Source organism: Nonomuraea montanisoli (genome assembly GCF_013363975.1).
GTDB lineage: Bacteria > Actinomycetota > Actinomycetes > Streptosporangiales > Streptosporangiaceae > Nonomuraea > Nonomuraea montanisoli.
In genome coordinates this window covers 248,205-273,737 of record NZ_JABWGN010000008.1, presented here as the reverse complement: position 1 = coordinate 273,737, position 25,533 = coordinate 248,205, and the positions used below count along the sequence as shown (strand labels likewise).

Annotated in this window: 21 protein-coding genes and 1 riboswitch; of the genes, 17 read left to right on the top strand and 4 right to left on the bottom strand. The window is 73.5% G+C overall.

Features of this window, described 5'->3' with window-relative positions:
* Positions 1–5: 5 nt before the first annotated feature.
* Genes HTZ77_RS22100 through HTZ77_RS22090 form a run of 3 tightly spaced genes read left to right on the top strand, consistent with a single transcriptional unit; the run spans position 6 to position 4,382 of the window.
* A complete protein-coding gene (locus tag HTZ77_RS22100) occupies positions 6–2,126 on the top strand; it encodes an N-acetylneuraminate synthase family protein (RefSeq protein WP_175591551.1) in 2,121 nt (706 codons plus the stop codon).
* A gap of 31 nt (positions 2,127–2,157) precedes the next feature.
* Positions 2,158–3,138 carry a glycosyltransferase family 2 protein gene (locus HTZ77_RS22095; protein WP_175591550.1) on the top strand — a complete coding sequence of 327 codons (981 nt, stop codon included), beginning with the start codon at positions 2,158–2,160 and terminating at the stop codon, positions 3,136–3,138.
* Positions 3,135–4,382, top strand: coding sequence for a polysialyltransferase family glycosyltransferase (locus tag HTZ77_RS22090; RefSeq protein ID WP_175591549.1), 1,248 nt, complete (start codon positions 3,135–3,137; stop codon positions 4,380–4,382). The genes HTZ77_RS22095 and HTZ77_RS22090 overlap by 4 nt, the downstream gene beginning before the upstream one ends.
* A 45-nt stretch (positions 4,383–4,427) precedes the next feature.
* Here the strand turns inward: HTZ77_RS22090 and HTZ77_RS22085 are convergent, their stop codons facing one another.
* Together HTZ77_RS22085 and HTZ77_RS22080 are read right to left on the bottom strand one after the other, a co-directional pair.
* Positions 4,428–5,591: a DUF6716 putative glycosyltransferase gene (locus tag HTZ77_RS22085; RefSeq protein WP_175591548.1), complete on the bottom strand. Its 1,164-nt coding sequence runs from the start codon at positions 5,589–5,591 to the stop codon at positions 4,428–4,430.
* Positions 5,588–6,532: a hypothetical protein gene (locus HTZ77_RS22080; RefSeq protein WP_175591547.1), complete on the bottom strand. Its 945-nt coding sequence runs from the start codon at positions 6,530–6,532 to the stop codon at positions 5,588–5,590. Before HTZ77_RS22080 ends, HTZ77_RS22085 begins: the two co-directional genes overlap by 4 nt.
* Before the next feature lie 176 nt (positions 6,533–6,708).
* Between HTZ77_RS22080 and HTZ77_RS22075 the strand changes: the two genes are divergently transcribed.
* The 5 genes from HTZ77_RS22075 (at position 6,709) to HTZ77_RS22055 (ending at position 10,787) form a co-directional block, all read left to right on the top strand.
* Positions 6,709–7,524, top strand: a complete 816-nt coding sequence (locus tag HTZ77_RS22075) for an aldo/keto reductase (protein ID WP_175591546.1) — start codon at positions 6,709–6,711, stop codon at positions 7,522–7,524.
* A 19-nt stretch (positions 7,525–7,543) separates the two neighbouring features.
* Positions 7,544–8,497, top strand: a complete 954-nt coding sequence (locus tag HTZ77_RS22070) for a Gfo/Idh/MocA family protein (protein ID WP_175591545.1) — start codon at positions 7,544–7,546, stop codon at positions 8,495–8,497.
* A gap of 117 nt (positions 8,498–8,614) precedes the next feature.
* Positions 8,615–8,754, top strand: a riboswitch (cyclic di-AMP (ydaO/yuaA leader).
* A gap of 13 nt (positions 8,755–8,767) precedes the next feature.
* Positions 8,768–9,454 (top strand): CHAP domain-containing protein, encoded by a 687-nt coding sequence (locus HTZ77_RS22065; protein ID WP_175591544.1) that lies wholly within the window; start codon positions 8,768–8,770, stop codon positions 9,452–9,454.
* Between the two features lie 225 nt (positions 9,455–9,679).
* Positions 9,680–10,111 (top strand): YciI family protein, encoded by a 432-nt coding sequence (locus tag HTZ77_RS22060; protein ID WP_205303187.1) that lies wholly within the window; start codon positions 9,680–9,682, stop codon positions 10,109–10,111.
* A gap of 70 nt (positions 10,112–10,181) precedes the next feature.
* Positions 10,182–10,787, top strand: a complete 606-nt coding sequence (locus HTZ77_RS22055) for a response regulator transcription factor (protein ID WP_175591542.1) — start codon at positions 10,182–10,184, stop codon at positions 10,785–10,787.
* A 122-nt stretch (positions 10,788–10,909) separates the two neighbouring features.
* On the opposite strand, the gene HTZ77_RS22050 is transcribed toward HTZ77_RS22055, so the two are convergent.
* Positions 10,910–13,318: a sensor histidine kinase gene (locus HTZ77_RS22050; protein WP_175591541.1), complete on the bottom strand. Its 2,409-nt coding sequence runs from the start codon at positions 13,316–13,318 to the stop codon at positions 10,910–10,912.
* 203 nt (positions 13,319–13,521) lie between these two features.
* Between HTZ77_RS22050 and HTZ77_RS22045 the strand changes: the two genes are divergently transcribed.
* The 8 genes from HTZ77_RS22045 (at position 13,522) to HTZ77_RS22010 (ending at position 23,235) form a co-directional block, all read left to right on the top strand.
* Positions 13,522–14,673: an epoxide hydrolase family protein gene (locus tag HTZ77_RS22045; RefSeq protein WP_175591540.1), complete on the top strand. Its 1,152-nt coding sequence runs from the start codon at positions 13,522–13,524 to the stop codon at positions 14,671–14,673.
* Between the two features lie 302 nt (positions 14,674–14,975).
* The gene (locus HTZ77_RS22040) at positions 14,976–16,238 is read left to right on the top strand and encodes an RNA polymerase sigma factor (protein WP_175591539.1); all 1,263 of its coding nucleotides are present in this window, start codon (positions 14,976–14,978) and stop codon (positions 16,236–16,238) included.
* A 356-nt stretch (positions 16,239–16,594) separates the two neighbouring features.
* Positions 16,595–17,929, top strand: a complete 1,335-nt coding sequence (locus HTZ77_RS22035; protein ID WP_175591538.1) for an ABC transporter substrate-binding protein — start codon at positions 16,595–16,597, stop codon at positions 17,927–17,929.
* Between the two features lie 101 nt (positions 17,930–18,030).
* A complete protein-coding gene (locus tag HTZ77_RS22030) occupies positions 18,031–18,984 on the top strand; it encodes a carbohydrate ABC transporter permease (protein WP_175591537.1) in 954 nt (317 codons plus the stop codon).
* Positions 18,981–19,817 carry a carbohydrate ABC transporter permease gene (locus HTZ77_RS22025; protein ID WP_328808695.1) on the top strand — a complete coding sequence of 279 codons (837 nt, stop codon included), beginning with the start codon at positions 18,981–18,983 and terminating at the stop codon, positions 19,815–19,817. Before HTZ77_RS22030 ends, HTZ77_RS22025 begins: the two co-directional genes overlap by 4 nt.
* The gene (locus HTZ77_RS22020) at positions 19,814–21,223 is read left to right on the top strand and encodes a GH1 family beta-glucosidase (RefSeq protein WP_328808694.1); all 1,410 of its coding nucleotides are present in this window, start codon (positions 19,814–19,816) and stop codon (positions 21,221–21,223) included. The genes HTZ77_RS22025 and HTZ77_RS22020 overlap by 4 nt, the downstream gene beginning before the upstream one ends.
* The gene (locus HTZ77_RS22015) at positions 21,204–22,202 is read left to right on the top strand and encodes a LacI family DNA-binding transcriptional regulator (protein WP_175591536.1); all 999 of its coding nucleotides are present in this window, start codon (positions 21,204–21,206) and stop codon (positions 22,200–22,202) included. The genes HTZ77_RS22020 and HTZ77_RS22015 overlap by 20 nt, the downstream gene beginning before the upstream one ends.
* Before the next feature lie 25 nt (positions 22,203–22,227).
* Positions 22,228–23,235: a phosphotransferase family protein gene (locus tag HTZ77_RS22010; RefSeq protein WP_175591535.1), complete on the top strand. Its 1,008-nt coding sequence runs from the start codon at positions 22,228–22,230 to the stop codon at positions 23,233–23,235.
* Positions 23,236–23,306: 71 nt separating this feature from the next.
* Here HTZ77_RS22010 and HTZ77_RS22005 read toward each other — a convergent pair whose 3' ends face one another.
* Positions 23,307–24,152: an anti-sigma factor gene (locus HTZ77_RS22005; protein WP_175591534.1), complete on the bottom strand. Its 846-nt coding sequence runs from the start codon at positions 24,150–24,152 to the stop codon at positions 23,307–23,309.
* A 150-nt stretch (positions 24,153–24,302) separates the two neighbouring features.
* Between HTZ77_RS22005 and HTZ77_RS22000 the strand changes: the two genes are divergently transcribed.
* Positions 24,303–25,502 (top strand): FAD-dependent oxidoreductase, encoded by a 1,200-nt coding sequence (locus tag HTZ77_RS22000; protein WP_175591533.1) that lies wholly within the window; start codon positions 24,303–24,305, stop codon positions 25,500–25,502.
* Positions 25,503–25,533 lie beyond the last annotated feature (31 nt).

The window sequence follows — 25,533 nt, the reverse complement described above, 5'->3', positions numbered from 1 at the left end:
ACACCTTGCGAGTCCTGGCCGTAGTTCCCGCCCGCGGAGGTTCGGCGGGCGTCCCCCTGAAGAACCTCGCCACGGTCGGCGGGGTGCCGCTGGTGGCCCGCGCGGTGCGCGCCTGCCTGCGCGCCGAGCTGATCGACCAGGTCGTGGTCAGCACCGACCACGCCGGCATCGCGGAGACCGCCAGGCAGGCGGGGGCGCTCGTGGTCGACCGCCCGGAGGAGCTGAGCGGCGCCACCGCCTCCAGCGAGTCGGCGGTGCTGCACGCGCTGGACACGCTCGGCGAGGACCCCGAGGTGGTCGTGCTCGTGCAGTGCACCAGCGCCTTCATCGACCCGGAGGACCTGTCCGCCGCCGTGCGCAGGATCCTCGACGGCGAGGCCGACTCGGTCGTGTCGGGGCTGCCGACGCACGAGTTCCTGTGGACGGCCGCCGGCGCCGGCGTCAACCACGACCCGGCCGTCCGGCCGCGCCGGCAGGAGCGCGAGCCGCAGTTCCGCGAGAACGGCGCCTTCTACGCCATGCGCACCGCCGGCCTGCGCGAGCACGGCCACCGCTTCTTCGGCACCGTCGGCGTCCAGCCCGTCCCGGCCCGGCACGGCATCGAGGTCGACGACCCCGAGGACCTGGAGCTGGTCCGGGCGCTCGCCCCGTTCGTGGATCAGCCGGAGCCGATCGCCGTCGACGCCGTCATCACCGACTTCGACGGCGTCCACACCGACGACCGGGCCTACGTCGACTCCGAGGGCCGCGAGATGGTCCTCGTCAGCCGCTCCGACGGCATGGGCGTCTCGCTGCTGCGCAGGGCCGGGGTCAAGGTGCTCGTCATGTCCACCGAGCACAACCCGGTCGTCGCCGCGCGGGCGCGCAAGCTCGGCGTGCCCGTGCTGCAGGGGCTCGCCGACAAGCGGACCGTGCTGCGCGACTGGCTGGCCATCGAGGGCCTCGACCCGGCCCGCGTCGCCTACGTCGGCAACGACGTCAACGACCTCGGCCCGATGGGCGAGGTGGGCTGGCCCGTGGCGGTGCCGGACGCCAACCCGAAGGTGCGGGCCGCCGCCCGCGTCGTGCTCACCCGCGTCGGCGGGGCCGGCGCGGTGCGCGAGCTGTGCGACCGGGTCCTGGCCGCCCGCCCCGCCCCGGCCCCCGCCGCGCCCGTGACCCCGCTGGTCCCGGGCACGCCCGCCCCGTCCGCGGCTCCCACCCTGTCCTCCGCGGCCCCCGGCGGGCCCGTCCAGGCCCGGCCCAGGACCGCCCCCGCGCCGGTGGCCATCGGTGACGTGCTCGTCGGCGACGGCATGCCGGTGTACGTGATCGGCGAGATCGGCATCAACCACAACGGCGACCTCGACATCGCCCGCCGCCTCATCGACGTCGCGGCCGACGCCGGGTGCCAGGCGGTCAAGTTCCAGAAGCGCACCCCCGCGATCTGCGTGCCCGAGGAGCAGAAGGGCCAGATCCGGCAGACGCCGTGGGGCGAGATGACGTACCTGGAGTACAAGGAGCGCACCGAGTTCGGCCTGGACGAGTACCGGCAGATCGCCAAGTACTGCGACGAGCGGGGCCTGCACTGGTTCGCCTCGCCGTGGGACGTGCCCTCCGTGGAGTTCCTGGAGGAGATGGACGTCCTGACGCACAAGGTGGCCTCGGCCGGCGTCGCCGACCACGAGCTGCTGCGCGCCCTGGCCGCCACCGGCAAGCCGGTCATCCTGTCCACGGGCATGTCGACGCTGACCGAGATCGACAAGGCCGTCGAGATCCTCGGCACCAGCAAGCTGATCATGATGCACGCCACCTCCACGTACCCGCTGCCGCCGGAGGAGGCGAACCTGCGCACGATCACCACGCTCAAGGACCGCTACGGCGTGCCGGTCGGCTACTCCGGCCACGAGCGCGGGCTGCAGATCTCGCTGGCCGCGGTGACGCTCGGCGCGGTGTGCGTGGAGCGGCACATCACGCTCGACCGCACCATGTGGGGCTCCGACCACGCCGCCTCGCTGGAGCCGTCCGGGCTGGAGCACCTGGTGCGCGACATCCGGATCATCGAGCAGGCCATGGGCGACGGCGTCAAGCGGGTCTTCCCCGGCGAGGAGGCCCCGAAGGCCCGCCTGCGCCGCGTCACCGCCTGACCCGTCCCCTCTCGTCCCCGCAAGGAAAGACTTGATCACTCTCTCGGTCGTCGTGCCGGTGCGGGACGGCGAGCGCTTCATCGCCGACGCGCTCGCCTCCCTGCGCCGCAACGCCCGGCGCGACTTCGAGTTCATCGTGGTGGACGACGGGTCGGTGGACGCCACCGCCGACATCGTCGAGGACTTCCACGGCGACCTGCCCGGCCTGTCCGTGATCCGCAACCCCGCGCCGCTGGGGCTCGCGGACGCGCGCAACGCCGGGCTGTCGGCCGCGTCGGGCCGGTACGTCACGTTCATGGACGGCGACGACTGGCTCGCCCCCGGCTATCTGGAACGGCTCGTCGCGGCGATCGACGGGCTCGGCTGCGACTTCGTCCGGGTCGACCACGTCCAGGCCGAGGGCCGCAAACGGGTCGTGCACCGCGCTCCGCTGGCGCGGCGGGGCGTGGTGCTCGATCCCAGGAGCGCGATCCTGCCCGCCGACGTGCGCACCATGGTCGACTACCCGTACGCGTGGGCCGGGGTCTACCGCCGCTCGCTGCGGGACCTGCTGCACTTCCCCGGCTCGCTGCACACCGCCGAGGACCGGCCGTGGATCTGGCGGCTGCACCGCGAGGCGGCCACGTTCGCCGTGGTGTCGATCGCGGGCGTCTTCTACCGGCGGCAGGTGGCGGGGTCGCTGACGCAGGTCGGCGACGAGCGGCAGCTGCACTTCTTCGACGCCTTCGAGCTGGTCTTCAAGGACCTGGAGGAGGAGTTCCTGCCCAAGGCGGTGCGCAACTTCTGCGCGCTGCTCGCCCACCACCTGGAGCTGGCCGGCCGGTTCACGCCGCGGCTGCGGGCCCGCTTCGAGGAGCGCGGCGCGCAGGCGGTGCGGGCGCTGCCCGCCGCCCTGGTCGTGGACGCGGTCTCGCGGATGTCGCTCCAGCGGGAGACGGCGCTGCGGGCGCTGCTGCCGGACCTGCCCCCCAGCCCCCTCGTCCGGCCACGCCGGGATCGGGAGGATTCATGACGACGGTCTGCTACGCCTCGACGCTGTTCGGCGCCATGTCGCTGGCTGCCGCGATCGACGCCGACCGCATCGGAGACGGCGGCGACGGCCGCCGCGTGCTCGTCGTGTCGACGAACGCGGCGATCCCCGAGGTCGCCGTGCCGCTGGACCGGGCGCCCGGCTTCGCGGCGCTGCGCTCCCGCTTCGACGAGATCCACTCCTGGAACGACCTCATCGCGCCGCTGCACCCGTCGGACTGGAAGGCCCGGGTGATCGAGGTGCCGATGATGGAGCGGCTGATCCGCGCCCATCTGGGGCTCGGCGAGGTGGACGAGCTGGTGCTGGAGTCGATCGCGGTGCCGCCGGCCCGGACGATCGCCGGGCTGGTGCGCGACTGCCCGATCACCGTCTACTCCGACGGGCTGATGAGCTACGGCCCGACCCGGGACCCGCTGCCGGCCGAGATCTTCCGCCGCGTCACCCGGCTGCTCCACCTGGATCTGGTGCCGGGGCTGGAGCCGCTGCTGCTGAGCGAGTACGGGGTGCCCGCCGAGGTGCTGCCCGACGCGGCGTTCCTGTCGGTGGTGCGGGAGGTGACGGCCACCGCGCCCGACATGATGGACGCCCGGGCGATGATCCTCGGGCAGTACCTGTCGGCGCTCGACATGGTCACGCCCGAGGAGGAGGCGGCGCTGCACGAGGCGATGCTGCGCGCGCTGGCCGCCCGGGGCCACCGCACGGTGGTCTTCAAGCCGCACCCGTCGGCGGGGCGGGCCCACGCCCGGCTGCTGCGCCCGGCGGCCGAGCGGCTCGGGGTGCGGCTGATCGTGGCCGACGAGAGCACCCCGGCCGAGGCGTTCTTCGCGGCGCTGCGGCCGGAGCTGGTCGTCGGCTGCTTCTCGACCGGGCTCGTCACGGCGCAGCGCTACTTCAGCCTGCCGGTCGCCTCGTACGGCACGGGCCTGGTGCTGGACCGGCTGGCCCCGTACGAGAACAGCAACCGGATCCCGGTCACGCTCGTGGACGCGCTGCTGCCCCGGCTGTCGGAGGACGGCTCGGCGGCGCCGCCACCGGCCGTGGACCTGCAGGCGCTGGTGCGGGCGGTCGGCTACTGCATGCAGGCCGAGGCGTACCCGGAGCTGCGGCCGTCGGGGATGCCGTTCGACCCGCGGTACTTCAAGCGCAAGCGGCTGGAGACGCTCGGCCTGGCCGGACGGCCGACGGCCCTGGCCCGGCTGCGCCGCAAGCTCAGCGCCACCCGCTGACCCCCGCCCGGCCCTCCCCGGAACGGCCCCTCCGGGGAGGGCCGGTCAGGTGAGGGCGCGCAGGTAGCGGCGGACCCGGCGCTTGGCCCGGTAGCCGTAGCGCAGCATGGTCGGCGGCACCTCCAGCCGCAGCCGGGCCCGGCGGCGGGCGGCGGCGAACTCGGGACCGTCCAGCAGCGACCGGGCCGGCGTCGCGCCCCGGGTGGTCAACCCCGCCAGCAGGCCCGTCCAGTCGTCGAGCTCCGCCGGGTGGAAGTAGTTGGCCGCGCACCACTCCGGGTCGGCACTGCGGAAGTCGCCCTCCGCGAGCCGGTCGAGGGTCCCGAGCAGCCCGCTGCCCTCGAACACCAGGTTGATCATCTCGGCGCTGACCCCGAAGTCGGCGAGCACCAGCGACGGCACGCCCTGGGCGATGGCCTCCAGCGCGGCGGTCGAGCTGACCGTCACGAAGCCGGCGGCCCGTTCCAGGTGCTCCTGCATGGGCCCGGCCGCGAAGCTCAGCCGCCCCGGCTCCCCCAGCTCGCGCCAGAGCCGCTGGTAGTGGAAGCGTTCGCGGTGGGTCTGCCGTTCGCCCTCGAAGGCGCGCAGCTTGACCACCACGTCGAGGTCCGGCCGCAGCTCGGCGAGCCGCCCGAGCGCGAGCAGCACCCGCTCGCGCTCCTCCCGCTCCACCGGCACCTTGGCCTGGGTGGCGAACACCACGCGGTTCCCGCCGGCCGCGGCCCGGCCGGGACGCAGGAACGGCAGCCGGGCCAGCCCGATCGCCCCTCCCCCGCCGAGCCGGGCGGCGATCTCCCCGAACTCGGCCACCTCCCGGCGGCTGTGCAGCACGAACAGGTCGCAGCCGCTGCGGAAGAGCCACGCCTTCTCGGTGGCGGGCACCGAGATGCCGGGCAGGCCGGTGGCGAACACCGGCCGGGGCCGCAGCCCGTCCAGCACCTCGGCGACCAGCACGTCCACGACGGGGCCGGTGCAGGCGACGAGGATCACGTCCGGCCGGCTCCGCTCGGCCTCGCGCCGCAGCGCGCGGGCGGACAGCACGGGCGGCGCGGGACGCCCGCCCACGGCCGCGGCGATCTGCTGCGGCGAGGGCGCGATGGGCGTGCGCACCACCACGAGGTCCGTCTCGCAGCCGGCCGGCAGGTCGCCGAGCAGGCAGGCCGCCCATTTCAGGTACGAGTCGGAGTCGGCGACCGCCAGCACTCTCACCCGGTCACTCCTGTCAGATGCGTTCGCAGGGCGGGGGCGGCCCCGCTGGTCCACCAGTCGTCCGGCACGGTCACCGGCTCCACCGCGACGCCGCGCGGGCCGAGCAGCACCCGCAGCGAGGCGATGGCGGTCGAGGGCAGGCTGAGCACGCGCTGCCCGGCGTCGAGCCCGCGCAGGGTCAGCTCGGCGGGCGCTCCGCCGTCGTGCACGGTGATGCCGGGCCGTTCCCGGATGAGCGCGACGTCCACGGGGTCCTCGCGCCGGTGCGGGTAGTAGGCGAGCGGCTCCTCGCCGGCCAGGTCGGTCAGCCAGCGCAGGTAGCGGTCGCGGCGCACGAGGCCGTTGCGCACCAGGGACGTGCCGAGCACGACGGTCCGCTCGGCCGGGCCGGGCTCGGTGGGCGGCTGGGAGCGCAGCCAGGCGAAGTCATGGCGTACGAGGTCGAACCCGGCGTCGCGGACCGCCCGGTCGAGGTCGTCGGGCACCGGCAGGGCGGTGAAGACGGTCACGCGGCCGGCGCGCAGCCGGATCGCGGCGGCCAGCCCCAGCGCCGCGCGCAGCCGTCCCGGGTGGGCGCGGGCCCGCAGCAGCGGCCGGAACGGCCCTGCCGCCAGCAGCTCCAGCAGCCGCAGCGTGGCCAGGCCGTCGTCCACGACGACGAGCCGGCCGGGCCGGGAGGTGAGCCAGCGCAGTTGCACCTTGCCGGAGAAGGCGTCGCCGGCGACGTTCATGCGGCGCGGCAGGTCCTCGGACGGCTGGGCCAGCTCCAGGCCGTCGGGCAGCGACAGGCGGCGCAGCTCGCGGTGGGTCGCCTTGAGGGCGCGCTGACCGGCGCGGGGCACGACGACGGTGGCGGGGCCGAGCAGCCCGGCATGGTGCGCCTCGACGGCGCAGAGCATCTGGAGGGGAGACTCCACCCAGGCCGACGCCCGTTCCGCCACCCCTGCTCCCCCCACTCCGGGCTCACGCCGGCTATGGCGCTGCCGGACGCTCCGGCGTTCCGCGCCGCCGGAGGCTCCGGCATGCGGCGCTGCCGGGTGCTCTGACATCGCATGACGGGGTCACGGTAGCCCGGGTGCCTGACGGCGCGAAGAACGCGGCGTGAACAATGGAGGCCATGAACTCGCTCATTCTCACCACTGACGGCGTCACGATCCCCCAGCTGGGTTACGGCGTCTGGCAGGTTCCCGCGGACGAGGCCGAGCGGGCCGTCACGACGGCCTTCGAGGCCGGTTACCGGCATGTCGACACCGCGAGGATCTACGACAACGAGGAGGGGGTGGGCCGGGCGGTCCGCGCCTCCGGGCTGGCGCGCGAGGAGGTGTTCGTCACCACGAAGCTGTGGAACGACGACCACCGGCGCGCCGAGCAGGCCCTCGACGAGAGCCTGGCGCGGCTCGGCCTCGACCGGGTCGACCTCTACCTCATCCACTGGCCGGCGCCGAAGCAGGACGCCTACGTCGGCGCCTGGCGGGCGATGGAGAAGGCGCACCGCGACGGCCGCGTACGGGCCATCGGTGTGTCGAACTTCACCGTCGAGGCGCTCACCCGGCTGATGGACGAGACCGGGGTCACTCCGTCGATCAACCAGATCGAGCTGCACCCGTGGCTCCAGCAGCACGAGCTGCGGGCCTTCCACGAGGCCAACGGCATCCTCACGGAGGCGTGGAGCCCGCTCGGCCAGGGCAAGGGCCTGCTGGAGGAGCCGGCGCTGGCGACGCTGGCCGCCAAGCACGGGCGCACCCCCGCCCAGGTCGTGCTGCGCTGGCACATCCAGCTCGGCAACGTGGTGATCCCCAAGTCGGTCACGCCCGCCCGCATCCGGGAGAACTTCGACGTGTTCGGCTTCGTCCTGGACGATGAGGATCTGGCGGCCATCGGGGCGCTCAACGCCGACCGTCGCCTGGGCCCCGATCCCGCCACATTCGGGTAAAAAGCTATGATCCCTCGCCATGAGGGATCTGGCATGGGGCATCGCGGCCACGGGCGGCATCGCGCGGACCGTGGGCGCGGTCATCGCCGCGGAACCCGGCATGCGGGTGGCCGCGGTCGGGTCGCGTGACCTCGGCCGCGCCGCCGCGCTGGCCGCGGAGCTCGGCGCCGGGTCGGCCTACGGCTCCTACGCGGAGCTGTGCGCCGACCCGGCGGTCGACGCCGTGTACGTGGCCACGCCGCACGCCCAGCACCTGGCGGTGGCCGAGGCGGCCATCGCGGCGGGCAAGGCCGTGCTGTGCGAGAAGCCGCTGGCCGCCTCGCTCGCCGACGCCGAGTGCATGGTGCGCCTGGCCCGCGAGGCCGGGGTGTTCCTCATGGAAGCGATGTGGATGCGCTTCAACCCGCTCATCCGGCGCATGGCCGCCGACCCGCGCTTCGGCGAGATCCGCTCCGTTCATGCCAGCTTTGGCTTCGCTTTGCCGTTCGACCCCGCCCACCGTCTGTGGGCGCCGGAGCTGGGCGGCGGCGCCCTGCTGGATCTGGGGATATATCCGTTCGGGCTGGCGCAGTTGCTGCTCGGGGCGCCCTCAGAGGTGCGGATGACGGGCAGCCTCGCGCCGTCGGGGGTGGACGCCGAGGCCGGGGGCGTGCTCGTCTACCCCGGCGGGCGGCGGGCGATCGTGGAGACGTCTTTACTCGCGCCGTACCCGAACAGCGCGTACGTGGTGGGCACGGGGATGCGGGCCGACGTCCAGGCGCCGTTCTGGGCGCCGAGCCGCCTGGTGCTCAGCGGACCGTCGATGGAGACGGAGGTTCACGAGCTCGACCCGGCCGACAACGGCTACGCCGGGGAGCTGCGCGAGGTGCGCGACGCGCTGGCGGAGGGACGGACTGAGAGCCAGGTCATGCCGCTCGACGAAAGCCTCGCCATGATGGGGCTTCTGGAGCACGCGCGGGCCCAGCTCTCCTAGCTGGGCATTTATCCACTTGTAATCCTCTTGCCGGATGTATTACCTTAAGTCCTGTTCGTCGGCTTACGTCCGGTTTGCCCGTTCGTTGCCGACCCCTCTGAAATCACTCACAGGACCCCCCTGTGACCGCTGAATCCGCCTGAGCGCGGAACCGGGGACCCACTTCTCTTGGGGTGAATCGGCACGCCCGCGTGCCGTAGGGCAGCTTCCACGCCCGAACCCGTCAGCTAACCCGGTAAGCGGCATGGAAGCAAGGAGCATCCCTTCTCGATGGCCAAGCACCGTCTCATCCGTGCCCTCACGCCCGGTACGATCCGCGCCACCCTCGGCGCGACCGTCCTCGCCTCGGCCGCCTTCGGCGCCGTCGCGCCGGCTCATGCGGACACTCCCGAGCAGGTCGGCCCGGCCGCCAAGTCCTCGGTCGTCCAGACCGCCGACCGCACCGCCGCGAACCAGCGGGTCAACGTGACCGCGGACCAGGTCCTCAGCCTCGCCCGCGCGCAGATCGGCACGTCCGAGAACGCCGCCGGTGGCGGCACCAAGTTCCAGAAGTGGTACGCGAGCTCGCAGCGCGCGATGGAGACCGTCAAGCGTGACGGCGGCGCGCCGACCGAGTACCTCAACGCCGCCTGGTGCTCGATGTTCGTCTCCTGGGTCGGCGAGCAGACCGGCGCCCGCCCGCAGGTCGGCTGGGACGCCTACACCGTGGCCCACGCCCGCTGGTTCTCCGCCAACCACCGCTGGGGCAGCACGCCCAAGCCGGGCGCCGTCGTGTTCTTCTCCTGGAGCGGCAGCAAGAGCATCGACGACATCAACCACGTCGGCTTCGTCGCCAAGGACAACGGCGACGGCACCATCTCCACGATCGAGGGCAACACCGGCAACGGCCGCGTCGAGGCCCGGGTCCGGCCGACCTCCCAGGTCGTCGGCTACGGCTACCCCAACTACAAGGCCTGACCTTCCCCAAGGTCTCCCCCTCCCCCTTCTCGCCCTCCGCTCTCCCCACGAACGAGCGCGCGCCATCCCTCCGGGCGCGCGCTCGTTCGCGTTCCGGGGGATCTCCGTGGAAATCTCCGTCACGCCTGTCGATCCTGGGGCCTCCGGTTCGACGCGAGGATGAGAGCGGGGGCCCGGCCGGGTCCCGGCCGAGCGCCGCGCGAAGGAGACGGTGTCGTGAAGTTCATGATCGTGGGCAAGGGGAACGCGGAGACCGAGGCCGGGGTCCTGCCCGATCCCGCGTACGTCGAGGCGATGGTCGAGTACAACGAGTCGCTGGCCAAGGCCGGCGTGCTGCTCGCCGCCGAGGGGCTGCACCCCAGCTCGAAGGGGGCGCGCATCGCCTACCGCGGCGGCCGGCCGACCGTGCTCGACGGCCCGTTCACCGAGTCCAAGGAGCTCATCGCGGGATTCTGGATCATCCAGGTGCGCTCCCGCGAGGAGGCCGTCGAGTGGGCTCTGCGGCTGCCCGTCCCGCCCGGCTGCCCGGACGGGGTCGCGCTGGAGCTGTGGGAGGTGTTCGACGTGGCGGACCTGCCGCAGTCGTCGCTGTCCCCGGAGACGGCGGCCCGGCAGCAGGCCGTGCGCGAGTCCCTGGAACGGGACTCCGGGACCTGACCCACACGGGGGGCGCGACCTTCTATGCTGCGGGCAGAGGGTCGTCGGACGGTGGCGGGCGGGGGTACGTGTGATCAGGGTGCTGTTGGCGGAGGACATGCGTATCCTTCGGGAGGCGCTGGCCGGGCTGCTGGACCTGCAGGTCGACATCGAGGTCGTCGCGCAGGTCGAGACCGGCGACGCGATCGTCGCGACGGCGCTCGCCACCCGCCCGGACGTCGCGGTGATCGACGTCGAGCTGCCCGGCATGGACGGGCTGAGCGCCGCCGCCCTGCTGCGCGAGCGCCTGCCCGAGTGCCGGACGCTGGTCCTCACCGGCGTCGGGCGGCCGGGCATGCTGCGCCGGGCGCTGTCCGCGAACGTCGCGGGTTTCATGGTCAAGGACACCGGGCCCGCCGAGCTGGCCAGGGCGATCCGCACCGTCGCGGCGGGCGGGCGGGTCGTCGATCCGCAGCTCGCGTTCGCCGCGCTGGCCGTCCAGGGCAGCCCGCTGACCGACCGGGAGGCCGAGGTGCTGCGGCTGACCGCGTCCGGCGCCGAGCCCGCCGAGATCGCCGCACGGGTCGGCCTGACCTACGGGACCGTCCGCAACTACCTGGCCTCCGCCGTCACCAAGCTGAACGCGCGCAACCGGGTGGACGCCATCCGGATCGCCACCGAGGCCGGCTGGCTCTGAACCGTCCCCGCTTCGCTGCTCTGAACCGTCCGCGGTCGCTGCCCTGAGCCGACCGCGCTCGCTGCTCTGAGCCGTCCACGCTCGATGCTCTGAACCGTCCACGCCGCCCGGGACCTGCGCGCTCAGGCCGCGGTCGGCGCGCCGGTCCGTTCGACCGTGACCGCCGCGGGCAGCTCGACGCTGAGGCTGAACTCGTCCGTCCCGCTCCGGACGAGGAGGCGCCCGCCCGCCTCCTCGGCCCGCCAGCGCAGGTTGGCCAGCCCCGTGCCGGAACGCTCGCCGTCCCGGGAGCTCCGCGCCGGACCGGAGCGCCGCCCGGCGTCGCCGGCCTCGCCGTTCCCGGCGCGCACGCCGTCGTTGGTGACCCGCAGGCGGTAGGTGTCGCCGTCGCGCGACGCCTCGATGGAGCAGACGCCGGCGCGCGCGTGCCGGACCACGTTCGTGAGCGCCTCCCGCAGCACGACCGCCAGGACGTCGTCGAGGCCGGGCGGCACGGGCGCGGCGAGGTCGACGCGCGCCTCGATCCCGGCGGCGGCGAGCATCGAGCAGGCCGTGGCCGCCTCCTCGTCGAGCCGGAGACCGGCCGGCTCCCGGGTGATCGACCGCAGCGACGCCAGGGCGCGCTCGGCGAGCGCCGCCAGCTCGGCGAGCCGGGCGCGGCCCGTCTCCGGGTCGGCGGCGGGCAGGCGTCCGGCCAGCTCGCCCTTCAGGACCAGCGCCGACAGTTGGAAGCCCAGCAGGTCGTGCACGTCCCGCGCGATGCGCAGCCGCTCCTTCACCACCGCCAGCCGGGTGGTCTCCTGGCGCGCCTCCTCCAGCCGCGCCACGACGGCGGGCAACGCGCACAGCGCGTAGACCGGGCCGAGGAAAACGGTGCCGAACACGAGGGCGTTGGCCTGCGCGTCCCAGGGCGTGGACCACCAGGCGATCTCCACCGGGACGACGACGAGGAACGCCGCCGTGACCCATGACCACGGCGGCCGGAACTGGTAAAGGACGACGCCCCCGACCAGCGCGGCATAGGACGGCGGGACGGCCTGGCCGACGACGATCACCCCCACGAGCACCAGGACGATCTGCAGGGGCACCGTCACCTGCCAGGCCTTCGGCGGTTCACCGCCCGGCCGCGGGAAGACGTGCCGGAGCTGGAGGAGGGCGAGCGACGGAAGGAGCACGGCGGCCACCAGGATCTGCGTAGGCGTCAGGGATCCCGTGCCGTACTCCGAGCTGTACGCCAGGTCGAGGGCGGCCGAGCCGAGATGGTCGACCTCGATCAGCAGCAGCACGGCGAAGGCCAGCCAGGGGGCCGCGTCGACCGGGCGGGGCGAGCGGACTCTGCCGGACTCCTGCCCGACCGGGATCCGCGCCTCGACCGCCGAGCCGACGTCGAGCCGCCCGCCGAGGTCGCCGACCTCGGCGGCGGACTCGCGCAGCGCCTCGGCCAGCCCGTCGGTCCACGCGCCGGCGGACCCGCCCGAGCCCTCATCGGAGAACGCACCCGCTTGCCCGCCACCGGCCCCGCTCATCAGTCCGCCACCGGACCCACCCGTGAGCCCGCCGGCAGGGGCGGCCGCGTCCGCGCCCGAGAAGGACACCCGGAGACGGGCCGGCCCGTCGACCCGGATCCGGCACTGCTCGGGCGCGCCCCGCCGCAGCACGGCGACGACCGTGCGGCGCAGCACCGCCGCCAGAGCCGCATCGATCCCGCCCGGCAGGGCGAGCGGCGCGGCCCGGACCGTGACCCGGGTGCCGGCCGCCTCCAGGACCGTGCGCGCCGCGTCGATCTCCGCGGCGAGCGACCGGTCCCGATAGTCGTCGGCAACCGAACGGACCTCGGCCAGTGCCGCGCGAGCGGTCCGCGTCGCGTGAGCGAGAGGGTCCCGGTCCAGGTCCGCGGCGGAGCGGCGCAATGCCACGAGGATCTCCGCCAGACGGCCGCCCAGGGCGGCGCCGAGCCCGCGGGCGATCCGCAGGCGCTCTCTGGCGACCTCGAGCCCGGCCGCCTCGGCGCGGGCACGCTGGAGGTCCTGGGCGAGCTGCGCCAGCCGCGCCACGGCGAAGAAGGCGAGCCCCGTGGTGGTGGTCGCGAGGACGACCCACGCCGACTCCTCCCAGTTCAGGCCGAGCAGCTTCTTCACCAGGGCCTCGCCGAGCGACACGCCCCCCGCCAGCAGCCAGGACGTCCGGCCGGTGAGGACGAGCAGCACCGAGGCCACGGGCAGGGCCGTGTACGGCCCCCATTGGGCGCCGAGCATGACGGACATCCCGTAGGCCAGGACCACCTGCGCCAGGACCGCGCACAGGCGCGCAGGCGGGGACAGCCGGCGCAGCGCGATCGCGCCGTGAAGACCGCCGATCAGAACGAGCCCGGCCGCCCCCAGCACCAGCTCACCGACGTGCGGCCCCTGAGGGAGCGGCCTGCCGGGCACGTGGCCGAGGAGCAGGCTCATGATCTTGCCAAGACACCACAGGCCGATGTTGCCGAGCAGCAGCGCGGTGAAACGCCGCGGCGGCATGAAGTCGCGGGCCAAGCACACCTCCCTCAGAGAACCGCCCGGGATCCGCGTGATGCGGATCGCACGGCCGTGGTGTGCATTCTGCACGTCCCGGCCGTGCGGGCACGTGCCGGGCCGCCGCCATACCGCATCCCGGCCGGTGCGCCAGGCACTACTGGCGGCGCACCGCCCCCTGCCACGCTTCATGCAGGTCAGAACACCATCGTCAAGGAGATCCCATGACCCGTGAGGCGATCACGCCGTTCGTCATCGACGTCCCGCAGGCCGACCTGGACGACCTGCTCGCCCGCCTGGCCGGCACCCGCTTCGCCGAGGAGCTGCCGCCCGAGGAGGTGAGCGACGGCGTGCCGCGCGGCCCGGTCCCGCCCGGCTGGGAGTACGGCGTGCCCGGATCGTTCGTCCGCGACCTGGTCGCCCGCTGGCGCGACTTCGACTGGCGGGCCCAGGAGGCGAGGATCAACGCCTTCCCCCAGTTCACCACCGAGATCGACGGCCAGCAGATCCACTTCGTCCACGTGCGCTCCCCGCACCAGGACGCCACGCCGCTGATCCTCACCCACGGCTGGCCCAACACCTTCGTGGAGTACCTCGACCTGGTCGGGCCGCTCACCGACCCGGCCGCGCACGGCGGCGACGCCGCCGACGCCTTCCACGTGGTGATCCCGTCCCTGCCCGGGTTCGGCTTCTCCGGCCACACCCGCGCCAAGGGCTGGGACGCCGCCCGCACCGCCGACGCGTGGGCCGAGCTGATGACCAGGCTCGGCTACGAGCGGTTCGGCGCGCACGGCAACGACGCGGGCGCCATCGTCAGCCCCGAGCTCGGCCGTCGCCACGCCGACCGCGTGCTGGGCGTCCACGTCAACCAGATCTTCTCGTTCCCCTCCGGCGACCCCGCGGAGCTGGCCGGCCTCACCCCGGAGGAGCAGGGGTACCTGCAGTTCCTCGGCGGTTTCGTCGAGCACGCGATCCACGACCGCGCCCAGCAGGCCCAGCCGCAGACCCTCGCCCACGCCCTGGCCGACTCCCCCGCCGGGCAGCTCGCCTGGATCGGCCAGCTCCTCGCCGGAGTGCCCGATCCCGGCGTCATCCTGACCAACGCGACCCTCTACTGGCTCACCAACACGGCGGCGTCCTCGGCGCGTTTCTACTACGAGAACCACCACGCCGAGCGGGTGACCGAGCCGACGACCTTCCCCCTCGGCCTGGCGTCGTTCGCCTACGACTTCCGCCCGCTACGGCGCTTCGCCGACCGCGACCACAAGAACATCGTGTCCTGGAACGAGTACGACCGCGGCAGCCACTGGGCCGCCCACGACGCCCCTGACCTGCTCGTGGACGACCTGCGCGGCTTCTTCCGCCGCTTCCGCTGACCCGCCGCTTCCGCCGACCTGCCGCCCCACTGACCCGCCGCTTCCACTGCCCCGCCGCCCCACTGACCCGCAAGCCACGGCCCGCCCGCCGGCGGAAGGCTCCTCACGGCGACGGGGAGGCTCCGCGCGGCGGCGGGCCGGCGGGCGGAGGCGGCTGGGTTGCGGACACCGGGCCGGCGGGCGAGGACGGCCCGGTTGCGGAAACCGGACCGGCGGGCCGAAACGAGCCGGTTGCGCGATCCGGACTGGTGGGCCGGGACGGCCGGTTTGCGGTGCCGGGCAGGGGCTGGTCTCATGGGCCGGTGGCGGGTACGGACGCGCACCGGGCGATCGAGGCGGTATGGCGGATCGAGGCGGCCAGGCTCATCGCCGGGCTGGCCGGAATGGTCCGCGACGTCGGGCTGGCCGAGGAGCTGGCCCAGGACGCGCTCGTCGCCGCCCTGGAGCAGTGGCCCGAGTCGGGCGTGCCGCGCAACCCGGGCGCCTGGCTGATGACGGTCGCCAAGCGGCGCGCGGTCGACCTGCTGCGCCGCAGGGAGACCTACCGGCGCAAGCTCGCCGAGGTGGGCCGCGAGCTCGCCCGGGAGCCGGACGCCGACCCGGCCGCGGCCGCGGCCGAGGAGATCGCCGAGGAGATCGAGGACGACCTGCTGCGGCTGGTGTTCACGGCCTGCCACCCGGCGCTGGCGCGGGAGGCGCGGGTGGCGATGGCGCTGCGGGTGCTGGGCGGGCTGACCACGGGCGAGATCGCCCGGGCCTTCCTCGTGCCCGAGCCGACCGTGGCGCAGCGGATCGTCCGGGCCAAGCGCACGCTGGCCGAGCGGCGGATCCCGTTCGAGGTGCCCCGGGGCGCCGAGCTGGCCGGGCGGCTGGCGGCGGTCCTGGAGGTGATCTACCTGATCTTCAACGAGGGTTACTCCGCCACGGCCGGCGACGACTGGATGCGGCCCGCGCTGTGCGAGGACGCGCTGCGGCTGGGCCGGGTGCTGGCCGGGCTGATGCCCGAGGAGCCGGAGGTCCACGGGCTGGTCGCGCTCATGGAGATCCAGCAGTCGCGCGCCGCGGCCCGGGTGGGGCCGGACGGCGAGCCGATCCTGCTGCTGGAGCAGAACCGGTCACGCTGGGACCGGCTGCTCATCGGCCGCGGCCTCGCCGCGCTCGCGCGGGCCGAGGAGCACGGCGGGGCGCGCGGGCCGTACACGCTGCAGGCGGCCATCGCCGCCTGCCACGCGCGGGCGCTCGCCCCGGAGGAGACCGACTGGGAGCGCATCGCCACCCTGTACGGCGAGCTGGCCGAGCTCATGCCCACGCCCGTCGTCGAACTGAACCGGGCCGTGGCGCTGTCCATGGCGCGCGGCCCCGCGGCCGGGCTGGAGCTGGTGGACCGCATCGCCGGCGAGCCGTCCCTGAAGGGCTACCACCTGCTGCCGAGCGTGCGGGGCGACCTGCTGGCCCGGCTCGGCCGGCGGGCCGAGGCGCGCACGGAGTTCGAACGGGCGGCGTCGCTGACCCGCAACGAGCGGGAACGGGCGCTGTTGCTCGCCCGCGCGGCCGACTGCGGCTGACCGCTCCCGGCTCGCCCCCGCGTCCGCGGCTGACCGCTCCCGCGTTGCTCCCGCCACTGCGGCTGCACCCTCCCGGCTCGCGCCCGCGACCGCGGGTGAAGGCTCCGGCTTGTCCGGTCCTGTGGCGTTAACGGGACAGATGGTATGGGAGCGCTCCCAGCGACCTTTGCGCGTCGTTTGTGACGCTAAATCCCCTTCAGTGGCGGTGAATCACCCCCGAGGTAACGGTTGCGTTTCGGGGCGTTGACGGCCCCCACGCCATGAGGGCACTCTTTGTGGGAGCGCTCCCAAGACCTTCCCATCGCGGCGGCGGGCCGCGGTGCACCTCCCACATTCACACCCAAGAGGGGTACGGAATGAAGAACCACAGGCGCTTCGTCGTGACCGGAGCCGCGATGACGGCGCTGCTGGCCATCGCGGCGTGCAGCGGCGGCGGTGGCGGCACCACGCCGTCGGGCTCCCAGAGCAGCTCGGCCGCGGCCGAGCCGGTCACGATCAACGTGCACACCTTCGGCGGCGGTGAGAACTTCGGCTACGACGAGGCCGTCAAGACGTGGAACGCCCAGCACCCGAACATCCAGATCAAGTACACCAACCTCACGGACCGGTTCGAGGACGTGTACCTGCCGCAGCTCCTCCAGCGCCTCCAGGCGGGGGCAGGCGCCGGGGACGTCGTCGGCATCGACGAGGGCGCGATGGGCCTCATGGCGGCGCGCCCGCAGTTCTTCACCGACCTCGGCCAGTACGGGCTGGAGAGCCGCAAGGCGGACTTCCCGGCCGCCAAGTGGGAGGCGGGCCTGAACGCGGACGGCAAGCTGTTCGCGCTCGGCACCGACATGGGCGGCATGACCATGTGCTACCGCAAGGACCTGTTCAAGAAGGCCGGCCTGCCCACCGACCGCGAGGAGGTCGGCAAGCTCTGGCCCGACTGGAACGCGTTCCTGGAGACGGGCAAGAAGTTCGAGGCCGCCAAGACGGGCGCCAAGTTCATGGACGGCCCCAACACGATCTACAACGTGATCCTCTTCCAGGAGGCCCCGAAGAACGGCAACCTCTCCTACTTCGACAAGAACAACCAGCTCGTCATCGAGTCCAACCCGGCCGTCAAGACCTCCTTCGACTGGGTGACCACCTTCAGCAAGGCCGGCCTGACCGCCAAGCTGCAGGCGTGGAGCCCGGCGTGGGACAAGGCCATCAAGGGCGGCGGCTTCGCCACCATGGGCTGCCCCTCCTGGATGCTCGGCGTGATCGAGGGCAAGGCCGGCCCGTCCAACAAGGGCAACTGGGACGTCGCGGCGGTGCCGGGCGGCACGGGCAACTGGGGCGGTTCCTGGCTGGCGGTGCCCAAGCAGACCAAGCACCCCAAGGAGGCCGCCGAGGTCGTGAACTACCTCACCGGCAAGGAGGGCCACATCGCGGCCTTCAAGGAGGCCGGCGCGTTCCCGAGCTCGCTGCCCGCGCAGCAGGACCCCGAGGTGGCGAACCTGAAGAACGCCTACTTCAACGACGCGCCGACCGGCCAGATCTTCAGCGAGTCCGTCAAGAACCTCCAGCCGGTGTTCTTCGGTGAGAAGCACGCCCAGGTCAAGACCGCCGTCGAGAAGGTCATCGAGGGCATGGACCAGGGCGCGGTCAAGTACGACGAGGCCTGGTCGAAGTTCGTCGCGGCGGGTGTGAAGGCGGCGGGCTGACCCCCGTGCAGGCGGCGGGCTGATCCCCGCTCCCAGGACCGGGTGGCGCCCCTTCCCCTCTGCGGGCGCCACCCCTCCCCGCCCCGGCTCGAAAGGCTTCCATGACTATCCAACTCGCGCCGCCGCCCCGGAAGGCGCCGGGCAGGCGGACCGCCCCGTCGCGGCGGATGGCCCGCTTCGACCTCAAGGGCGTGCCGTACCTGCTGGTGTCGCCCTACTACCTGCTGTTCGCGATCTTCGGTGTGTTCCCGCTCGGGTACACGCTGTGGGTCTCGCTCCACGACTGGGAGCTGGCCGGCGACACCGAGTTCACCGGCCTGGCCAACTACGGCGAGCTGATCACGGACGAGTCCTTCTGGAACGCCGTCGTGAACACGCTCGGCATGTTCGTCGTGGCCACCGTGCCCCAGATCGTGCTCGCGCTGCTGCTGGCCAACGCCCTCAACAAGAGGCTGCGCGGCCGGCTGCTGCTGCGCCTCGGCGTGCTGCTGCCGCTCGTCACCTCGGTCGTCGCCGTCGCCGTCGTCTTCAGCCAGCTCTACAGCCGCGACTACGGCCTGTTCAACTGGATCCTGTCCTGGTTCGGCGTCGACCCGATCACCTGGCAGAACGAGAAGTGGTCGTCCTGGATCGCGATCTCCACGATGATCGACTGGCGCTGGACGGGCTACAACGCGATCATCCTGCTCGCCGCGATGCAGACGATCCCGCGCGACCTGTACGAGGCCGCCGCGATCGACGGCGCCTCCGCGCGGACGCAGTTCTGGCGCATCACGGTGCCGATGCTGCGGCCGACGATCGTGTTCGTCGTGTTCATCTCCACGATCGGCGGGCTGACCCTGTTCGCCGAGCCGGTCATGTTCGAGGGCAACCCGATGATGACGGGCGGCACCACCGGCCAGTACCAGACGGTGGCCATGTTCATCGTCAAGTCGGCCTTCCGCGACTTCGAGATGGGCTACGCCGCGGCGGCCGCCTGGCTGCTGTTCGTGCTCATCCTGCTCGGCACCATGATCAATTACTGGTTCACCCGGCGCATCGGAGGGGCCAAGTGAACAACCGCCTCTGGGACGTCGGCCTCCTCACCAAGGTCGTGCTCGGGTTCGCGCTGCTGCTGTCCGCGTTCCCGATCTACTACATGTTCATCATGGCGACGCGCACCAACGACGACGCCGTCGAGACGCCGCCGCCGCTGCTGCCCGGCGGCCACCTCGGCGAGAACGTCCGGCGGCTGCTCGCCACCGAGGACGCCAACTTCGTCACCGGCCTGGCCAACTCCGCGATCGTCGCCGTCACGGTGACGGTGTCGGTGGTGCTCATCTCGACGCTGGCCGGCTTCGCGTTCGCCAAGCTCCGCTTCCCCGGCTCCAAGGTGCTGCTCGGGCTGATCCTGGTCACGATGATGGTGCCGCTCCAGCAGATGGGCATGGTCCCGCTGTACGAGATGATGGTCAAGCTCGAATGGACCGGCCAGCTCAAGGCGGTCATCCTGCCGTTCCTGGTCAACGGGTTCGGCGTGTTCATGATGACCCAGTACACCTCCCAGGCCGTGCCCGACGAGCTGGTCGAGGCGGCCCGGGTCGACGGGGCGACCACCCTGGGCATCTACGCCCGGGTCGTCCTGCCCGCGTTGCGGCCCGGGATGGCGGTGCTGGCGCTGCTCGTGTTCATGCAGACCTGGAACGAGTTCATGTGGCCGCTCATCGTGCTTAACCCGGACAACCCGGTGGTTCAGACGTCGATCGCGGCGCTCAACTCCGCCCACGGCACGGACTACGTGATGCTGTTCACCGGCACCGCCGCCTCCGTCCTCCCTCTCTTCGTGGTTTTCGTGCTGTTCGGCCGGCAGATCGTCGGCGGCCTGATGGAAGGTGCGGTCAAGGCGTGACGACTCAAGAGGAGCAGATGAGCTCCCACCTGCGGTTCCCACCGGGATTCGCGTGGGGCGCGGCCACCTCGGCGTACCAGATCGAGGGCGCGGTGGCCGACGACGGGCGCGGCGTCTCCATCTGGGACACCTTCACCAAGCGGCCCGGACGGGTGGTGGGCGGCCACCACGCGGACGTGGCCATCGACCACTACCACCGCTACCGGGACGACGTCGCCGTCATGGCGGACCTCGGCCTGAGCGCCTACCGCTTCTCGGTGTCGTGGCCGCGGATCCAGCCGGAGGGCTCGGGCGCGTTCAACCACAAGGGGCTCGACTTCTACAAGCGGCTCTGCGACGAGCTGCTCGCCCGCGGCATCGACCCGTGGCTGACCCTCTACCACTGGGACCTGCCGCAGGCGCTGGAGGACGCGGGCGGCTGGCCGAACCGGGACACCGCCTACCGCTTCGCCGAGTACGCGCTGTGCGTCCACGACGCGCTCAAGGACCACGTGCACACGTTCGGCACGGTCAACGAGCCGTGGTGCGCCGCCTTCCTCGGCTACGCCTCCGGCGAGCACGCCCCGGGCCGGCGGGAGCCGGACAACGCCATCAGGGCCGCCCACCACCTCAACCTCGCGCACGGGCTGTCCGTACGGGCCATGAACGCCCGGCGGGTGGGCGGCTGCGTCAACCTGTACGCGATCACCCCGGCCACCGGCAGCGACGCCGACCTCGACGCGGCGCGGCGCATCGACGGGCTGCAGAACCGCTTCTTCCTCGACGCGCTGCTGCTCGGCCGCTACCCCGAGGACGTCCTGGCCGACCTCGGCATGGACACCGGCTTCATCCACGACGGCGACCTGGCCACCATCAACGCGCCGCTCGACGTGCTGCTCGTCAACTACTACAGCCGCTTCACCGTTTCGGGAGCCGGAGGCGGCAAGGCGTCGGCGGCGGCGGCCCCGACGGAGACGGGTTCGCCGTGGGTCGGCAGCGAGCACGTGTCGTTCGTCAACGGCGGGCGGCCGGTCACCGCGATGGGCTGGGAGATCGACGACGCCGGGCTGCTGGAGGTGCTGCGGCGGGTGGCGCGCGACTATCCGGCGATCCCGCTGGTGGTCTCCGAGAACGGCGCCGCGTTCGACGACGTGCTGAAGGACGGCCGCGTCCACGACGCCGACCGCACCGCCTACCTCGACTGCCACCTGCGCGCCTGCCGGGAGGCGATCGACGCGGGCGTGCCGCTGCAGGGCTACTTCGCCTGGTCGCTGATGGACAATTTCGAGTGGGCGTGGGGATACGGCAAGCGTTTCGGGCTGGTCCACGTGGACTTCGAGACCCAGGAACGGGTGCCGAAGGACAGCGCACGCTGGTACAGCCAGATCATCCGGCAGAATAGGCGCCATGAACCGACCGACTCTTGAGGCAGTCGCGGCCCGGGCCGGGGTCGGCCGGGGCACGGTGTCCAGGGTCATCAACGGGTCCCCCAACGTCAGCGAGAAGGCGCGCGAGGCGGTCCGCCAGGCCATCGAGGAGCTGGGCTACGTGCCCAACCGGGCCGCGCGCGCCCTCGTCACGCGGCGCACCGACACGGTGGCCCTGGTGGTGTCCGAGAGCGAGCTACGGGTCTTCGACGAGCCGTACTTCGCGGGCACGATCAGGGGCATCGGCTCGGCGCTGTCCGAGACCGGGCTCCAGCTCATCCTCGCGATGGCGCAGTCGGCCGAGGAGCACGAGCGGCTGGAGCACTACCTGACGGGGCAGCACGTCGACGGCGTGCTGCTGCTGTCGCTGCACGGCGACGACCCGCTGCCCGGCCGGCTGGAGGCGATGGGCGTGCCCACCGTGCTCGGCGGCCGGCCGGTGGGCCCGGCCCCGTACAGCTACGTCGACATGGACAACCGGGCGGGCGCCCGGCAGGCGGTCAAGCACCTGCTGGGCCTCGGCCGGGCGTCGATCGCCACCATCGCCGGCCCCCAGGACATGGGGGTGGGCGTCGACCGGCTGGCCGGCTACCGCGACGCGCTGCTCAGCTCCGGCATGCCCGAGCTGGTCGCCTACGGCGACTTCTCCGAGGAGAGCGGCGCCTCGGCGATGCGCGAGCTGCTGGCGGAGCATCCGGGGCTCGACGCGGTGTTCACCGCCTCCGATCTCATGGCGGTGGGCGCGATGCGGGTGCTGAAGGCCGCGGGCCGCGCCATCCCGGGCGACGTGGCGGTGGTCGGCTTCGAGGACTCGAAGGCGGCCGCGCACACCGACCCGCCGCTGACCACGGTCCACCAGCCGACCGAGGCCATGGGCCGGCAGATGGCGCAGCTCCTGGTGGCCCGCATCAACGGCGAGGAGGTGCGCCAGCCGGTGGTCATCCTCGACACCCACCTGGTGCTGCGCGAATCGGCCTGACCCGAGATCCGGAGGACCCCCCGCGATGGACAGCAGGACGAAGCGGCGCCTGTCCCCCGCCGAGCTGGACGCCCTGGCCCGGCGGGCCCTCGGCTCAGGCGTGGCCGCCTCGGCGGAGCTGACCGACGGCTACGCCAACGCCGTGTGGCGGCTCACGCTCGACGACGGCCGCGCCGTGGTGCTCAAGGTCGCGCCGCCGCCCGAGCTGGAGCAGCTCAGCTACGAGCGCCACCTGCTGCGCATGGAGGCGGCGGTGTGCGAGCTGGCCGCGTCGGCGGGGGTGCCGGTGGCGGGGCTGGTGGCCGCCGGGTTCGACGACCCGGTGCTGGGCGGCGACTATCTCGTTCTGGGCGCGCTCGACGGCGTCTCCTGGAACGCCGTGCCCGCGTCCGGGGGCCCGCTCGCCGCGGGCGGGCACGACGAGCTGCGGCGGGAGCTCGGGCGGCACCTGGCCCGGTTCAACGCGGTGACCGGCGAGGTGTTCGGCTACCCGCACGCGGGCATCACCGGGGGCACCTGGCGGGAGGCGTACCTCGCCATGGCGGGGGCGCTGCTGGCCGACACCCTGCGCTACCCGACGCCGCTGCCGATGCCCGCCGAGCGGATCGCCGCCGTGCTCGCCGGGGCGGCGCCCGCGCTGGACGAGGTGACGACGCCGCAGCTCGTGCACTTCGACGTGTGGCAGGGCAACGTGTTCCTCGACCTGACGGGCACGCCACGCATCCAGGCCATCATCGACCACGAGCGGGCGTTCTGGGGCGACCCGCTGGCGGAGTTCGTCACGCCGACCATCTTCGGCGAGCTGCGCGAGGACGACCCGCTGCTGGCGGGCTACCGCGAGGTGACGCCGCTGGAGCTGACGCCCCGGGCGCGGGTGCGGCTCGACCTGTACCGGGCGTACCTGTACCTGATCCTGCTGGTGGAGAACGGGCCGCGCCAGTACCCGGAGGACGAGTACCGCCGGATCCGCGACCTGGCCACGGCGGCGCTCACCGAGGTGCTGAACCGCCTCGCCGCCGCGCCGGTGGCCTGACGGGGAGCGCCGCGGGCGCCTTGCCGGGAGTGCCGCACGCTCAGCGCTCAGGCGGGCGGGCGGTCGCCGAGTCAGGCGGGCGGGAGGTCGGCGAGGAGCAGGGCGCGGGTCGTGGGGCGCCGGGAGCCGCCCGCGGGCTCGACCGTGAGCCCCACGCGCGCGTCGCCCTCGCGCACGCGGATCGGCACCGGCCCGGCCTGCCCGTCCCCGGCGCCGGTGTCCGGGCCGGGGCCGGAGCCGAGCAGGCCCGCCGGGCGGGCGCCGTCGGGGCCCATCAGCCACAGCTCGTAGACGCGCGACGCGGGCAGCCGGGGCAGGCCCGCCCAGGCGAACACCACGCTCCCCCGGGCCCGGGAGACGACGAGCGTGCCGGTGCCTCCTGAGGCGACGGGCCTGCGCACGGTGCGCGCGTCGGGGGCGGCCAGCACGGCGGCCACCTCGCGCTCCCGGGCGCGCGACGCGGCGAGGTCGCCGCGCGCGTCCCGGGCGGCCACCCCGAGCAGGACGGCCGTCACCGTGGCGGCCGCCGCGGCGACCGTCGCCGCCGACAGGGCCGCCGTGCCCGCGCGCCGCCTCCCGCCCCGGCGCCGCCCGGCTCGGCCCTCCTCCACGCCTCCGGGGGCTCTGAGCGGGAGGCGCAGCCGTACGGTCGCGTCCTCCGGGGAGACAGGCGAGGGGGGCGGAACCGGGCGCGGGACGCGCAGGAGGCGGGCGGCGGACCGGATGCGGGGCCACAGGCGCGCCGGGGGCGGCTCGGCCAGCGGGAGCGCCAGCCGGGCGGCCGTCTCCCGCAGCCGCCGCACCTCCGCCGCGCACGCCGCGCACCCCGCCAGGTGGCGCTCGAACAGCACCACCTCACCCTCCGGCAGCGCGTGCACCGCGTAGGCGCCGGACAGGGCGTGGAGCTCATCGGTCACGGTCGGCTCCCCACGTCGATCGGCGGCTCTCGTCCAGTACTTCGGCTGCTCCGGCCCGCCGGATGTCCCGACCTCCGGGCGCCTCGGCCCGTGTTCGCTCGTGCCCGTACGGGGAAAGACCCGGCGAGAAGCCGCACCTGGGGACGGACCATGACCTGTGTGATCGCCGGCGGCGGCCCCGCGGGCGCGATGCTCGCCCTGCTGCTCGCCCGGGCCGGCGTCGAGGTGACGCTGCTGGAGAAGCACGCCGACTTCCTGCGCGACTTCCGCGGCGACACCATCCACCCCTCGACGCTCCAGGTGCTCGGCGAGATCGGCCTGGCCGAGGAGTTCCTGCGGCTGCCGCACCGCAAGGCGTACGAGTTCAGCATCGTCACCGACACCGGCCCGATCAGGCTGGCGGACCTACACGGACTGCCCTGCGCCTACGACTACATCGCCTTCGTCCCCCAGTGGGACTTCCTCGACCTCGTCACCACGGCCGCCGCCCGCTACCCGGCGTTCCGGCTGCTGATGAGCGCCGAGGCGGACGGGCTGATCGTGGAGGACGGCGCGGTGCGCGGCGTGCGCTACCGCGACGCGGGCGGCGAGCACGAGCTGCGCGCGGCGCTGACGGTCGCCGCCGACGGGCGTCACTCGGCGCTGTGCCGGGCCGCCGGGCTGGTGCCGCGGGAGTTCGGGGCGCCGATGGACGTGCTGTGGTTCCGGCTGCCGCGCGAGCCGGGCGACCCCGGGCAGCCGTTCCTGCGGCTCTCGCGCGGCCACCTGATGGTGGCGATCGACCGCGGAACGTACTGGCAGCTCGCCTACGTGATCCCCAAGGGCGGCCACGACGACCTGGTCAAGCGGGGCATCGGCGCGCTGCGGGAGCCGGTGGCGCGGCTGCTGCCGTTCCTGGACGGCCGGGTGGAGCTGATCGGGAGCTACGACGACGTGAGCGTGCTGACCGTGGTGGTCGACCGGCTGCGCCGCTGGCACCGGCCCGGCTTCACGGCCATCGGCGACGCCGCCCACGCCATGTCGCCGGTGTTCGGCGTCGGCATCAACCTGGCCGTGCAGGACGCCGTCGCCGCGGCCAACCTGGTGGCCGCGCCGCTGCGGGCGTACGGACGGGTGCCGGAGGCGGTGCTGCGGCGGCTGCAGCGGCGGCGCATGTGGCCGACCCGGGTCACCCAGGCCGCCCAGCGGGTGGTGCAGGACCTGCTGATCGGCCCGGCGCTGCGCAGCCGCGTCCCGGCCCCGCCGATCCGGCCCGATCTGACGCGGATCCCGCTGCTCAGACGGGTTCCGCGGCGCTTCATCGGCCTCGGCGTACGGCCCGAGCACGTCGAGGTGCCGTCGTCTCCGTGAAACGACCTTCTCACAACGTGGACATCGGGTC

Bases quoted from the DNA above. Each gene is read 5' to 3' on its own strand.
- HTZ77_RS22010 (WP_175591535.1), top strand. From the start codon at position 22,228: ATGGACAGCAGGACGAAGCGGCGCCTGTCCCCCGCCGAGCTGGACGCC.
- HTZ77_RS22000 (WP_175591533.1), top strand. From the start codon at position 24,303: ATGACCTGTGTGATCGCCGGCGGCGGCCCCGCGGGCGCGATGCTCGCC.
- HTZ77_RS22070 (WP_175591545.1), top strand. From the start codon at position 7,544: ATGAGGGATCTGGCATGGGGCATCGCGGCCACGGGCGGCATCGCGCGG.
- HTZ77_RS22030 (WP_175591537.1), top strand. From the start codon at position 18,031: ATGACTATCCAACTCGCGCCGCCGCCCCGGAAGGCGCCGGGCAGGCGG.
- HTZ77_RS22065 (WP_175591544.1), top strand. From the start codon at position 8,768: ATGGCCAAGCACCGTCTCATCCGTGCCCTCACGCCCGGTACGATCCGC.
- HTZ77_RS22075 (WP_175591546.1), top strand. From the start codon at position 6,709: ATGAACTCGCTCATTCTCACCACTGACGGCGTCACGATCCCCCAGCTG.
- HTZ77_RS22015 (WP_175591536.1), top strand. From the start codon at position 21,204: ATGAACCGACCGACTCTTGAGGCAGTCGCGGCCCGGGCCGGGGTCGGC.
- HTZ77_RS22035 (WP_175591538.1), top strand. From the start codon at position 16,595: ATGAAGAACCACAGGCGCTTCGTCGTGACCGGAGCCGCGATGACGGCG.
- HTZ77_RS22045 (WP_175591540.1), top strand. From the start codon at position 13,522: ATGACCCGTGAGGCGATCACGCCGTTCGTCATCGACGTCCCGCAGGCC.
- HTZ77_RS22090 (WP_175591549.1), top strand. From the start codon at position 3,135: ATGACGACGGTCTGCTACGCCTCGACGCTGTTCGGCGCCATGTCGCTG.
- HTZ77_RS22060 (WP_205303187.1), top strand. From the start codon at position 9,680: ATGATCGTGGGCAAGGGGAACGCGGAGACCGAGGCCGGGGTCCTGCCC.